Below are 13,888 nucleotides of genomic sequence, written 5' to 3' on the forward strand. Positions count from 1 at the left end.
CCGACGGCACATCGAAACCAGGCCCGAGCCCGACACCCCCAGGGGCGCGGGGAACCGCGCACGGCACGCCTCCCGACGGCACATCGAAACCCGGGCCAAGCCCAACCCCCCCCCAGGGGCGCGGGGAACCGCGCACGGCGCCACCCCCGACGGCACGCCGAAACCCGGGCCAAGCCCAACCCCCCAGGGGCGCGAGGAACCGCGCACGTCCCCGCCCAGGAGGGCACCTGGACCCCAAGGCAAGATCCAGGCGAACCCCCGGAGGCCAAGGCAAGAATCCAGCCGAACCCCCGGAGGGACTACGCCGGGGCCATCAGCAACGGCCGCGCCCGCTCCCGCAGCTCCACCACCCGGGGCTCGTCCCCGTACGGCTCCAGCCGGTGGAGCAGATCCTTCACGTACTCCGTCGTCCGCGCCGAGGAGATCCGCCCGGCCACCTCCACGGCCCGCACCCCCTGCTCGCACGCCGCGTCGAGGTTCCCCGACTCCAGCTCCGCGACCGCGGAGACCACCAGCCGCAGCCCGTGCGAGCGCACGAACTCCTCCGTCGGCTTCGACAGCGCCTGCTCGGTGAAGCGCCGCACCTGCCGGGGTGCCTTGAGATCGCGGTAGCACTCCGCGGCGTCGGCGGCGAACCGGTCGTAGGAGTAGAAGCCCAGCCACGACGGGTCGTTGTCGCCCTCGCGCGAGCGTTCCAGCCAGCCCTCGGCGGCCTTCAGTGCGGTGCCCGCCGCCTGCGCGTCACCCGCGCGCGCGTGTGCCCGCGCCTCGACGAGCCGGAAGAAACTCATCGTGCGGGCGGTGGCCAGTCCCCGGTTGCGCTCCACCGCGGCCTGCGCGAGGTCGACGCCCTCGTCGCCGAAGCCGCGATAGGTGGCCTGCAGGGACATCGACGCCAGCACATAGCCGCCCAGCGGCACGTCGGCCGCCGCGCGGGCGAGCCGCAGCGCCTGTATGTAGTACCGCTGCGCCGCCTCCTGCTGCCCGGTGTCGAAGGCCATCCAGCCCGCGAGACGGGTGAGTTCGGAACTCGCCCCGAACAGCGCACGGCCGACCTCGTCGGAGTACGAGCCGAGCAGCAGCGGTGCCGCCTCCACCCGCAGGCACTCCGGCACCATCGACGAACGCCAGTCGCCGCCGCCGTACTTGGAGTCCCAGCGCCGGGCGTCCTCGGCGGCCTCCCGCAGCTTCTGCACATCGCTGTGGCCGACTTTGAGCGGTGCGCCAGAGCCCTCCGAGGGGCCCGCGTCGCGCGCGACCGAACTGTCGGCCGGGGTTATCAGCCAGCGTGAGGCGGGCGTTGCGTATGCGCTCACTGCGAACGAACCGGCCAGCGACTGCCAGATGCCGCCGCCACCGGCACGGCGGCCGGCGAGGTCGAGCCGGTACAGCTCCGTCGCCGACCTGACCGCCTGTCCGACGTCTCTGGGGAAGGCGAGGCCCACCTCGGGCGCGGGATCCGCGTCCGCCAGGCCGATCTCGTGCAGCGGCACGGGGCGGCCCAGCTTCTGGCCGATGGCGGCCGCGATGAGGTGCGGCGCGGCGCCCTGCGGCACCATGCCCTTCGACACCCAGCGCGCCACCGACGTCTTGTCGTAGCGAAGCGTCAACCCGCGTTGAGCGCCGAGGTCGTTGACGCGCCGCGCGAGGCCTGCGTTGCTGATTCCCGCGAGGGCGAGAACGGCGCCGAGCTTTTCGTTCGGCCCGCGTTGCTCCCTGGACATTGCGCCACCCCTCGACACAGACGGCTGCCGCGCTGGCATAACCACGCGGCATTCGTAAACCCAGCGTAGTTCGCCGCATCCCAAGCGTTAAGGGGCATTGTTCCGGTTGGCGGGATTGTGGTCCGTGCCGATGAGCGGGCCGTGCACGCACCGTGCACACGGGGTCGCGGCGTGCCCCCGCCGTGTGGCCGTGCGCCCGTACGTGCGCTCTTCTCCGGCCATGGGGGGAGCGGTTCCATGGATCGTGCGTGGGTCGGCCCGCTGTACTGGATCCAGTGGGCTGGGGGACACCGCCGCCTTCATCCCCGCGGGCGGCGGACCGGTCCGGGAGGCGAAGCCCGTCTCCCGGACCGTGCGCGTCGTCAGGTCGCGCGCGGTGCCTGTACGGAGCGTGCGCGAACCTGTCCCCGGAATATGGATTTGGCCGAAAACCTACCCAGCCTTTCGAAGGCTATCAGCCCTCCGACCATGGAAATTGAGGGCGCGTTGGGGGCTTTGGGGGCGCACAGCGGGGGCGCATTCGAGTCGAAATGACCTTGGCGGGTGCGACGGCAGGGAGCCCCGCGACGCACGGACGACGGTCCGACGACGGTGTTCTGTCGGTCCGTCAGCACATGTTCAGCACGTGTTCAGCATCTGCGCGGGAGATCCCAAGCGGCTCCGCCGCCCCTCCAGCACGCCTCCTTCATGGCAGCATGGTCCCCAGTTCGTACGGTGCACTGGTGGTCCACAGCCTGTGGAGGCGTCGATGCGGTGGTTGGTGGGTTGGAGCAGTACCACCTCTGGCGCCGCCGAGATCGGCGCCGCGGGGGCCACCGGGTTCGACGGCGAGACCGTCCAGCCCATCGGCGCCCAACTGCTGTGGGGCGACCCGGATCCACTGTGGGCGGTGGGCGACTGGCGGCCCGACGAGGTGCGCGTGGTGAGCATCGACGCGCAGACCCGTATCGCCGTCCTGGGCACCTGCGGCGCCACCGACGACCAGCTGCGCCTCGGCCTGGTCACCACGCGCGGTGGCGCGCTGCGGCATCTGACCGCCTGGCCGGGCAGCTACACGGCGGTCGTCCAGGTCGGCCGCAGGATCACCGTCTGCGGCGATCTCGCGGGCGCCCGGCCGGTGTTCCACACCCCCTGGGAGGGCGGCACGGCCTACGCCACCGCCGCCCTGCCGCTCGCCGACCTCGTCGAGGCCAACCTCGACTTCGGCCATCTCGCGGCCCTCCTCGCCGCCCCCGACGTACCGGCCGCCCTGCACGACTCCACCCCCTACGACGGGGTACGGCGCGTACCGCCGGGGCACGCGCTGGTGCTGCGCGCCGGGGCGCGCGAGATCTCCGGGTACGAGCCGATGGCCTCCCTCGCGGTGGCGGCGGCGCCCGCAGATCCGGACAGTGCGGTCGACGCGGTGCGCGACGCACTGGTCGAAGCGGTACGCACCCGCCTCGCCGCTCCCCGGCATCTCCCCGGCGCCGACCTCGACCCCGGACCGGTGCCCGGCATGGGACCGGGAGAACGCCGTGCCGCTCGCGGCATGCCGGTACCGGGCATCGGCGCCGATCTGTCCGGCGGCCCCGCCTCCGGCACGCTCGCCCTGCTGGCCGCCGGACTGCCCGGCAGGCCCGGCACCGTGCTCGGACACGGCACCGGCGCGGGCGAGCGGCTGCTGGCCGTCACCTACAACGACCTGGCCGTCGGCGGCCGCGAGGCCGAACTGGAGCGGGCCGGCGCCCTCGCCGCCAACCCCCGGCTGCACCACGTGGTGGTCGCGGGCGGCGAGGAACTCCTGCCGTACGCCGACCTGGACGGCCCCCTCACCGACGAACCCGGCCCCTCCCTGGTCGCCGCCGCCCGGCACCGCGCCCGTCTCGCCTCCGGCAGCGCCGACCACTTCACCGGCTACGGCGCCCGCCAGGTCCTGGACGCCCACCCCGCCCGCCTCGCCGACCTCCTGATGGACCGCAAACGGCGGCACCTGGTGCGGCCCGTCGCCGCGCTCGCCAAGGCGGACGGCTCGGTCCTGGTCTCCGCGCGTGTGTACGGCGCGGCACGCCGACTCGCCCGTACGCCCTACCGCACGGGCGTCGACGCCCTCGCCGACCGCCTGCTGCGGCGGCGCTTCGACGAGCCCGGCGGCGCCGTGGGCGCGTCCCTCGCCGCGCTCACCTGGGCCAGACCCGGGCCGGCCGCCCGCTGGCTCACGGGGGAGGCGCTCGCTGAAGTATCGGTTCGCCTTCAAGGGTCGGCGAACCGCTCCGGGGCGGGCCCCGGCCAGCGGCCCGGCGACAACCGCGCGCGTGCCGCCCTCGCCCGCCACGCGGCCGACCTGCGGATCCTGGAACAGGCCGCCGAGGTCCGCTTCCAGCGCCTGCACGCGCCGTTCCTCGACAACCAGGTCGTACGCGCCTGCCGCGCCCTCCCGGAGGCCCTGCGGGTGCAGCCGGGCGCGCGGGCCGCCATCCTGCGTACGGTCCTGGAGGGCGCCGGGGTCGCCGACCTGCCGCCCGGCTGGGGCGCCCCCTCCCACGCCTCGTCCTCCGCCGCCGCCCGCGCGGGCCTGCGGGTGGCCGCGGAACCCGTCCTCTCCCTCTTCGACACCCCGCTCCTCGCCGAGGCGGGCCTGGTCGAGGCCCGGGTGGTCCGCAAGGCCCTGCGCGCCGCGGCCCAGGGCGAACCCCTCCCCCTGGACGGCCTGGCCGACCTGGTCTCCCTCGAACTCTGGCTCCGCCGCCTCCTCTCCCGCAGAGGCACCTGCTGGACCGGCACCCCGGCCCGCGCCCGCGCGGTACCGGCGGGGATAGCCCCGCGACGGGGGGCGCTGGCGCCTGGGGGGTGAGGGCGCTTATCCAGCCTCTCCGGCGTTTGAGGAGCGGGGGTCCGGGGGCGGAGCCCCCGAGGACGGGACGGGAAGGGGCGGCGGGGGCGAGACCTTCTGGCCTACCGACAGGTGAACGTCGACTTCGCCCAGTCCGCGAGGGCCAAGTCGTCGAAGTGGCTGTGGGGTTCGACCACCAGCCGTACCGTCCTGCGGCCCGCCAGGTTCACATGGACCGGCACCGGTGGGTCGTTGCCCTTGACCTTCCCGGAGCGCCACAGCAGGACCCCGTCGGCGTACACGGAGAAGTGCACCTTGCCGAGTTTCTCCGTCAGGTCGTCCACGCCGACCAGGGCGTCGTACGCGGAGCAGGAACGGTTGAGGTCGACGGTGACGGAGGACTCGCCGTGCACGGTGACGCCGTGCTCGTACCGCTCACCGTCGATCCACAGCCCGTGCCGCTGCCACACCCAACTGCTCTCGGCGAGCCGCATCTCGGGCTTGGTCCCGTCGCCGTCGACGTCGTACGACAGCTCGCTCCACTGGTAGACGACGGGGGCGGGGGCGGGCGTCGGGGCCGGTTCGGGCTTCGGGGCCGAGGGCGGTGACGGAGCCGGGGTCGGGGCGGGTCTCGCCTTGGACGTGGGGGCCGGTGTCGGAGCCGGGGGGCGGGCCGGGACCGAGGTCGGCGCCGGGGTCGGCGTCGGGGTGGATATCGGCACGAGGACGGGCGGGAGGCTCCGCAACGGCAGCGGCTGCATCTTCCAAGGGGTCGGGGTCGGGGTCGGGGTCGGGAGCAGCGGCAGCGACGGAGCGACGACGGGGGAGGAGACCGGCGGCCCGGCCACGGGTCTGCGGGGCGACGGATGGTCGCCGAGCAGAGCGATCGCGACCACTGCCGCGGCGGCTGTGGCGACGGCACCGGCGGCGATACCCGCCTTCAGCGGCGCGCCCAGCCCCTCGGCCGCGACCGCGCCCCCCGAGCCCGCGCCGCCGGACGAACCGCCCCCGGCCGCCGCGGCGGCACCCGCCGCACCCGCGCCCGCGCCACCGGCGATGACGGCGGCCGCCTTGGCGTACCCGGCGGCGCTGAACCAGCCGATGACCGCGACCGGTACGACCGCGGGGATACCGCCCGCGACCTCTTCGAGCTGGGTGGCGGCCAGCCGGCACTTGGCGCACTCCGCGAGATGCTTGCGCAGCCCCCGCTCGGCACGGGTACGCAGCCGGCGGCGGGCATAGGTGCCGAGCTGGTCGACATAGCGGGCGCACTCCTCGTCGGCGGCGAGCCCGGCGCTGACGTGGGCCTGGAGGTAGGCCTGACGGAGCCCCTCACGGGCACGGCTGGCGAGCACGCGCGTGCCGTTGGCGTCGAGCCCGAAGAGCGTGGCCACCTCGCTGGGCGACTCGTCCTCCACCTCGGTGTGCCACAGCACGGCCTGCCAGCGCTCGGGCAGCGAACGGAACGCCCGCATGGCCATGGACTGCTCGGCCTCGTGCAGTGCGCGCACATCGGCGCCCGGCCCCTCACCGGCGGCGAACAGCGCGAAGTCGTCGACGAGCTGCTCGCGCCGCGCGGACTTCGTCCAGCGGGCGGCGACGTGCCGGACGGAGGTGAGCAGATAGGCGCGTACGGCGTGTTCGGGGCCCGAACCGCCGCGCACCGCCTGGAGCATACGGGCGAAGACCTCGGCGGTGAGGTCGTCAGCGGTGTGGTCGTCGTGGCAGCAGGTGCGCGCGTAACGGCGGACGGCACCGGCATGGCGCCGGTACAACTCCTCGTACGCGCTGTCGTCCCCGGAACGCATCCGCCCGATCAACCCGGCATCGGCAACGGCCGCCTCCCGGGGCGGCGGCAACACCCCGTCCTCGTCCCACCCCCGCTGAACGGGAACACCGCCGCTTCCGGCCTCACCTCCCACCCTGGGACCACCACCCTGCGCAGGCACACGGCCGTCCGCAGGGACCCCGGGGGCACCTGCGTCCGGCGTGCCGCCGCCTCGAACGGGAACGCTCGGCCCGGCGGTCCCGCCCCCTTGCGCGGGGATGCCCTGCTCGGTCGGTTCGCCGTCCTCGGCCGGCCTTGCGTCCTGCGCGGGCGCGTTCTCCCCGGCCGGGTCGTGGCTCTCTGCCGCTGCAGGGGCCCCGCTCGCCGCGGAAACGCCGCCGTCCGGCACGCCGCCGCTACGGGCGGGGACGCCCTGCCCGGCTGACTCGTCGAACTCCGTCGGTCCTCCGCCCGGGCCTCGGTCCTCTGCCGCGGCAGGGCCGTCCGCCGGGGCCCCCGCGGACGCCGACACGCTGTCGCCCGCCTCGGGCGTGTCGTAGTCCGACGGTGCGGCGGCCTCGTTCTGTGCCTCGCCCCGCCGCGCGGGCACCGCGCCGGTGTCGGAGGGCGCGTCCGCGTTGTCGTCCGGCGGTTCGCGCCGCTCGTCGAAGCTCATCGCGGAATTCCCCCGCCGCCCGCCCAACCCGTACAGACCACCCGTTCAGCCTGCCATATCGACATTCGGTCAGTAAGCGACGGGAGGAACTTCCACCCGTCCGTGGAGACTTGGTGAGAACCGCGCACGGCGTTCACCCCTGGGGCCGTCACCTCCCGCCGCCCAGCACGCCGTTGGGGTGAACGCCGAGGGCAACCGTCAGACGGGGCGCGACCGCAGGCCCTCCAGGAGGATGTCCAGCAGCCTTGCCGACGCCGCCGCCTGCTGTGCCGCGTCCGGCAGCGAGGGTGCCGCGGTGGCTATCACGAGCAGGACATCGGACACCGACACGTCCGCGCGCAGTTCGCCCGCCGCCCGCGCCCGATCCACCAGGCGTCCGACGACCTCGAGGAGCGCCCCCGCCCCCGTACCGTCGTCCGCCGCCGGTGGCTCATCGGCGACCAGCCGCAGCTCACCGGCGGACGACTGGGTCCGCTGCTGCGGCACCCGCGGCTCGTCCGGCGCCGCGTCACCGCCGTCGCCGACGCCCACCCGCAGCACCTGCGGCGGCAGCAGCCGCCCCGCCCCCGACGCCACCGACGTCCGCAGGAACCGGGACAGCGCCGACCACGGTTCGTCCTCCTGCCCGAGCGCCGTACGCGCCTGCTCGGTCAGCCGCGAGGTCTCCTGCTCGGCGATCCGCCGCACCAGGACGTCCTTGCTCGGGAACCGCCGGTACACCGTGCCGACACCGACCCGCGCGCGCCGCGCCACGTCCTCCATCGGCGCGCCGTACCCCAGCTCGCCGAACACCTCGCGCGCCGCACGCAGCACGTGCTCCAGATTGCGCTGTGCGTCCACCCGCAGCGGCGTCGTACGGCTGGCGTCCCCGTGCCCGCCGCTCGCCGCCGCTGCCGCTGCCGTCGTCGTGCCCATCAGCCCGCCGCCGGGCGCGACGACGGACGCGGACGACCAATGAGAGTCCTGAATGTGCATAATCGTTCCCCCGGTAATCGATGTCTCCCCCCGGAGACCTTCCCCGCCTTCTCGAAGATCCGGAGTGCCCGGAACGCGCCTCGGTCCTGCCCGGGACCGCCCCTCGCGGAACCGTTCGACCCCTCCCTGCACCCCGTCGACACACGAACATAGTTGAGAGGGAGTCAATTCAGAAGGGGCAGGTTCCGCACGGAGCGCCCCTCGATCGGACCACGGGTCGCATACGCCCGTAATGCGCGCCCGCGCGCCCCCCTGTCCATACGGCCTGACCTGCACAGCTGCCCCGCGGTCCGATGAAGGGGCCTACCCCGCGCGCCCCCCGCCACCGGTCACATGATTTGCCAGGCCTGTGGACAAACCCCGCTGCCGGGTGCGTCATGGGACGGTGAAGGAACGTGCGCGCATTCTCGTTGTCGGCGGCGGCTACGTCGGCATGTATACGGCCCTGCGCCTCCAGCGGAAGCTGAAACGCGAGCTCGGCCGCGGGGACGTCGACATCACTGTCGTCAGTCCCGAGTCGTACATGACGTACCAGCCGTTCCTGCCCGAGGCGGCCGCCGGTTCGATCTCCCCCCGTCATGTCGTCGTACCGCTGCGCCGCGTCCTGGACAAGTGCCGGATCGTCACCGGTGAGATCACGGCGATCGACCACGCCAAACACACCGCCGTCCTCACCACCCTCGCCACCGAGGAGGAGGGCACCGGCGCCGGACGCGTCTCCTACGACGAACTCGTCCTCGCCCCCGGCTCGGTCTCCCGCACGCTCCCCGTCCCCGGTCTCGCCGACCACGGCATCGGGTTCAGGACCCTCGAGGAAGCCATTGGACTGCGCAACCACGTCATCGAGCAGTTGGACATCGCCTCCTCCACCCGTGACCCCGCGATCCGCGACGCCGCCCTCACCTTCGTCTTCGTGGGCGGCGGTTACGCCGGAGTCGAAGCCCTCGCCGAACTCGAGGACATGGCCCGCTACGCAACGCGCTACTACCGCACCGTCCGCCCCGAGGACATGCGCTGGATCCTCGTCGAGGCCTCCGACCGCATCCTCCCCGAGGTCGCCGCCGAACTGGGCGGCTACACCCTGGCCCAGCTGCGCCGCCGCAACATCCAGGTGCTGCTGGGCACCCGGCTGGAGTCCTGCGCCGACCGGGTCGCCGTCCTCAGCGACGGCAGGCGCCTGCCCACCCGCACCCTCGTCTGGACCGCCGGAGTCCGCCCGCACCCCCTGCTCACCGCCACCGATCTCCCCCTCACCACCGGCGGACGTCTCGCCTGCACCGCACAGCTCACCGTCGAGGGCACCCCTCACGCTTGGGCTGCGGGAGACGCCGCCGCCGTCCCCGACGTCACCGCGGACGACCCCGGCGCAACGACCGCGGCCAACGCCCAGCACGCCGTACGCCAGGCCAAGGTGCTCGGCGACAACATCGTGCACAGCATGCGCGGCGAGCCCCTGGAGACGTACGCCTACCGGAACGCGGGCGCCGTGGCGTCACTGGGACTGCACAAAGGTGTCGCGCAGGTCTACGGGCGCAGGCTGAAGGGCTACCCTGCCTGGTTCATGCACCGCGTGTACCACCTCAGCAGGGTGCCCACCGTCAACCGCAAGGCCCGTGTGCTGGCCGAGTGGACATTGGCCGGGCTCTTCAAACGGGAGATCGTCTCCCTGGGTTCCCTCGAACATCCGCGCGCGGAGTTCGAACTCGCGGCAGGTGGAAAGCCTTCTCCCGACCCCGAGTTTCACCAGGACCGCCCGCGGGACCGCCTGGACGACCTCCGGCAGGACCCGCGACGGGACGACGGCGAGGACACCCCGGAAGACAACCCGAACGGGTCGTCCTGACCGCACCCAGGAACTCCACGGCCTGCCCCGGCGTCTGACGGATGTCGCGGCGTCGGCCACACTGCCACACTGCTCCACTACCCCGGACGAGTTCCCGCTCGCCCTCTGCACCCACGAGGCATCTTCCCAAGTGAACTTCACGCGCTGGAGCGCCCGGCTCCCCGGAACGCAGCGCCGCGCCGCAGCGCGGACCGACCACGCGGCCACCCCGGACCGGCGGGGCGAAGGCTCCGTGCCCCCGGCCCGCGCCGGACAGCCGGCTGACGGCACCCCCTGCACACCCGCCGTCGACCACCTGCCCGCCCGCGACGTGCTCGACCGCGTCCCGGCCCTCGTCGCCCTCGTCCACGGCCCCGACCACCGCATCGCCTACGTCAACGACGCCTACACCACGGCCTTCGGCGCCCGCCCGCTCGGCGAACCGGCCCGCGAGGCCCTCCCCGAACTCGACCAGCTCGGCCTCCTCCCCCTCCTGGACCAGGTCCTGCGCAGCGGCAAACCCCGCACGCTCAAGTCCCGCAAGGCACCCGACGGCCGCTCATACACCTTCACCTGCACGCCGGCCGGTGAGAACGGCCTCAAGGACGTCACCAGGGACGGCGACAGGGAAGACCACAAGGACGGTCACAAGCACGCCGGCAAACACGGCCACCAGGGCGGCGCCGACAAGGACGGCGGAGTGCTCGTCTTCGCCACCGACGTCACCGACCACGCCGAGGCCGCCGAACGCCTGCGCGCCAGCGAACGCCGCCAGCGCGAGACCGCCGTCACCCTCCAGCGCTCCCTGCTCCCGCAGGAACTGGAACAGCCCGACGACCTGCGCATCGCGGCCACCTACCAACCAGGCGGCACCGAGGCCGCCGTGGGCGGCGACTGGTACGACGTCATCACCCTCGGCGGCGGACGTACCGCCCTGGTGATCGGCGACGTCATGGGCCGCGGAGTGCGCGCCGCCGCCGTCATGGGCCAACTGCGCACCGCCGTGCGCGCCTACGCCCGCCTCGACCTGCCCCCGCACGAGGTGCTCCAACTCCTCGATGTCCTGGCGGCCGAGATCGACGCCAACCAGATCGCCACCTGCGTCTACGCCGTCCACGACCCCAACGAGGGCAGCCTGGTGTACGCGTCCGCCGGCCATCTGCCCATCCTGGTGCGCGACGAGAGCGGCGTCGTCCAGCGCACCGACGAACCCACCGGCCCGCCGCTCGGCACCGGCGGCTGGGTGCACTCCTCCGGCTCCGTCCCGCTCGGCCCCGGCTCCACCGCCGTCCTCTACACCGACGGCCTGGTCGAACGCCGTGACGCGGACCTGGACGACGGAATCGCCGCCCTGGAACGCGCGCTGGCGGGCGCCACCGGCACCCCCCAGGTCGTCTGCGACCGCCTGGTCCGCTCCGCCGGAGTCACCGCCGACCACGACGACGACGTCGCCGTCCTGGTCCTCCAGCACCCCGCCCGCACCGGCCCGGAGAGCGAGCTGTTCCGCAACGCCGCCCTGGAACTCCTCGGCGGCGTCGAAGCGGCGCCCCGCGCGCGTGCCTTCGCCTCCGGAGTACTCACCAGCTGGCGCTTCCCCGCCGATCTGCACGACCTGGGCGTCCTCGCAGCCAGCGAACTCGTCGCCAACTCCCTCCAGCACGGCACCCCGCCGATGCGGCTGCGGCTGCGCCGCACCGACCGCCGCCTCATCGTCGAGGTCACCGACGGCGACGACCACCTCCCGCGCCGCCGCCGCGCGGAACCGCACGACGAGTCGGGCCGGGGCATCGCGATCGTCGCCAGCATCGCCTCCGGCTGGGGCTCCAGGCGAACCCCCGGAGGCGGAAAGGCGGTGTGGTGCGAGTTCGTCCTCCCGCACTGACCCGGCCACACACCGACGGGACCGCACATCCGCCTCTGTAGGACATCGCCACCGGGGCACACAGAAGGTGGCCGCCATCCGGGGGATGACGACCGCCTCCGTACACCCGTACATCCGTACGCCTCACGCCTCGGCGGCCACCGGCCCCGATTCCACCGCCGCGCCCCGCGCGACGACTCGGTTCCGGGCGCGCCACGGCCGGTCCTGTACGGGGGTGAGCCGCCGCCCGAGCCGCAGCGCCAGCACGCTGATCGCCAGCGAGAACAGCACGAACGTCACGATGTACGGCCCGTGCAGCGAGGCCGCCAGCGGCCCGCCCACCGCCGGACCGATCGCCAGCGCCAGCTGCTTCACCAGGGCGAACGCCGAGTTGTACTGCCCCGCGAGCCCGGTCGGCGCCAGATCGGCCACCAGCGGCGCGACCGTCGGCGACAGCATCGCCTCACCCAGTCCGAACAGCGCGTACGTCGACACGAACGCGGCCGTTGCCACTGCGTGGCCGCCGTGCCCCAGCCCGGCATACCCCGCCGCGAGCCAGGCCACCGCCCAGATCAGTCCGACCCCGGCGATCACCCGGGTCCGGCTGCTGCGCTCCACGAAGTTCAGCACCGCGAATTGCGCCACCACGATCGTCATCGTGTTCGCGGCCAGCGCGGCGCCGAGCGCGGACGTGGATATCCCCGCCGCCTCGACCCCGTACGCGCTCAGCCCCGACTCGAACTGCCCGTAGCAGGCGAAGAACATCACGAAGCCCAGCACGCACACCCGCACCATGGTCCGGTCGCCCAGCAGCTGCTTCCAACTGCCCTTCGGGCCCCGCGCCTCGTCCGTCCCGTCCGCTCCGTCCGCGGCGAGCGGCGCGCGCGGTATCCGCGCCGTCGCCATCACCGCGATCAGCAGCACGAGCATTCCCGCCTCGATCGCGAACAGCAGCGTGAACGACGACACGCGCGTGATGTCGACGAGATAGCCACCTATGAGCCCGCCGACCCCGAACCCCAGGTTCTGGAGGAAGAACTGCATCGCGAAGGCTCGTGACCGGGTGTCCTCCGTCGAGCAGTCCACGATCATCGTGGCCAGCGCAGGTTGGATGACCGCCTGTCCGGCCCCGAGCAGCGCGGAAGCCGCCAGCACGGTGGCCGCGTCGCTGGCGAGACCCAGCCACATCGACCCGACAGCGGCCAGGACCAGGGCGACGAGCAGAACCACCAGCGGGCCGCGCCGCACGATCGCCCGGCCGGCGAACGGCAGCACGATCAGCGCGGCCACGGCGAACACGGCGAGGACCAACCCCGCCGTCATGGCACCGAGTCCCCGCACCTGCGCCGCATAGACGTACAGGAACGGGGCGGTGAAGCCGAGCCCGAACGCGCTGAGTGCATTGCCCACATGGATCCGGCGCATCGCTGCGCCCATCGCCCTGGTCACGTTCACCTCTCTCAGGTCTGCTTTGGCAACCTGGGCGAGCGCGGAACAGTACGCGAAGGCGCCCGGGAGTACTCAACGCCAAAGACTTCGAAGCTAAAATTCGAAGCTAAACGGTACACCTTCGAGAACTTCGATGCCAACGGGCCCCGTGCGATACTTCCGCGCATGGGTGACACCCCGGGTAACACAGACGACCTCGGCGGAGAGCCGAGCCTCGAAGAGCAGATCGCCGCCTACCAGCGGGAGTTCCGGGGCCTCGATCCCCAGGTCGAGAAGATCGTCTCGGCGCTGTCCCGCTTGAACCGCCGGATGAACGTCGCCTACGGCCGCCAGACCGCCGCTCTCGGCATAAGCAACGCCGACTGGGAGGTCCTCAAGGCGCTCGTCCTGTCCGGCGTCCCCTATCAGATGGGCCCCAGCGACCTCGCCAAGCGCCTCGGCCTCACGCCGGCCGCGATGACCCACCGCATCGACCGCATGGTGGCGGAGGGCTATGTCACCCGGGAGAGGGACGAGACCAACCGCGTCCGGGTGATCGTGGAGCTGACGCCCGACGGCCGTGAGAAGTGGCTGGAGGCGATGCGGCTGGCGACGGTCTTCGAGGGGGACCTGCTCCAGGACCTCTCGCTCGACGAGCGCGCCGTCCTCGGCGAGGTCCTCATCAGGCTTCTGCGCCGCGTCGAGCACGCCCAGCCGGACGCCGGCGGCCGCCTCACCGACCTGGACTGACGGCGCCTCGAAAAAATCTTGCCCGGGGAAGGTTGACACAGCCTCCCCGGGTCCGTAACGTTCTCCGGGTTG

General features: G+C 73.2%; 8 protein-coding genes. 4 read left to right on the forward strand and 4 right to left on the reverse strand.

Annotated features, from left to right (window positions below; translation table 11 throughout):
* Nucleotides 1–299: 299 nt before the first annotated feature.
* A complete protein-coding gene (locus tag ACSYGN_RS21350; protein WP_460397960.1) occupies nt 300–1,724 on the reverse strand; it encodes an MFS transporter in 1,425 nt (474 codons plus the stop codon).
* A gap of 748 nt (nt 1,725–2,472) precedes the next feature.
* Between ACSYGN_RS21350 and ACSYGN_RS21355 the strand changes: the two genes are divergently transcribed.
* Nucleotides 2,473–4,557, forward strand: a complete 2,085-nt coding sequence (locus ACSYGN_RS21355; RefSeq protein WP_460397962.1) for an asparagine synthase-related protein — start codon at nt 2,473–2,475, stop codon at nt 4,555–4,557.
* A 101-nt stretch (nt 4,558–4,658) separates the two neighbouring features.
* On the opposite strand, the gene ACSYGN_RS21360 is transcribed toward ACSYGN_RS21355, so the two are convergent.
* Together ACSYGN_RS21360 and ACSYGN_RS21365 are read right to left on the reverse strand one after the other, a co-directional pair.
* Entirely contained in the window at nt 4,659–6,980 is a 2,322-nt protein-coding gene (locus ACSYGN_RS21360; RefSeq protein ID WP_460397964.1) for a sigma-70 family RNA polymerase sigma factor, read from the reverse strand.
* 198 nt (nt 6,981–7,178) lie between these two features.
* Nucleotides 7,179–7,955: a TetR/AcrR family transcriptional regulator gene (locus tag ACSYGN_RS21365; RefSeq protein ID WP_460397966.1), complete on the reverse strand. Its 777-nt coding sequence runs from the start codon at nt 7,953–7,955 to the stop codon at nt 7,179–7,181.
* A 433-nt stretch (nt 7,956–8,388) separates the two neighbouring features.
* On the opposite strand from ACSYGN_RS21365, the gene ACSYGN_RS21370 reads away from it, so the two are divergent.
* Both ACSYGN_RS21370 and ACSYGN_RS21375 read left to right on the forward strand, forming a co-directional pair.
* Entirely contained in the window at nt 8,389–9,798 is a 1,410-nt protein-coding gene (locus tag ACSYGN_RS21370) for an NAD(P)/FAD-dependent oxidoreductase (protein ID WP_460403626.1), read from the forward strand.
* Nucleotides 9,799–9,928: 130 nt separating this feature from the next.
* Nucleotides 9,929–11,659 carry an ATP-binding SpoIIE family protein phosphatase gene (locus ACSYGN_RS21375; RefSeq protein WP_460397968.1) on the forward strand — a complete coding sequence of 577 codons (1,731 nt, stop codon included), beginning with the start codon at nt 9,929–9,931 and terminating at the stop codon, nt 11,657–11,659.
* A gap of 123 nt (nt 11,660–11,782) precedes the next feature.
* On the opposite strand, the gene ACSYGN_RS21380 is transcribed toward ACSYGN_RS21375, so the two are convergent.
* Nucleotides 11,783–13,075, reverse strand: a complete 1,293-nt coding sequence (locus tag ACSYGN_RS21380) for an MFS transporter (RefSeq protein ID WP_460403628.1) — start codon at nt 13,073–13,075, stop codon at nt 11,783–11,785.
* 177 nt (nt 13,076–13,252) lie between these two features.
* Here ACSYGN_RS21380 and ACSYGN_RS21385 point away from each other — a divergent pair, with 177 nt between their 5' ends.
* Nucleotides 13,253–13,816: a MarR family winged helix-turn-helix transcriptional regulator gene (locus ACSYGN_RS21385; RefSeq protein WP_460397970.1), complete on the forward strand. Its 564-nt coding sequence runs from the start codon at nt 13,253–13,255 to the stop codon at nt 13,814–13,816.
* Nucleotides 13,817–13,888: the final 72 nt, after the last annotated feature.

Source organism: Streptomyces sp. YIM S03343 (assembly GCF_054729195.1).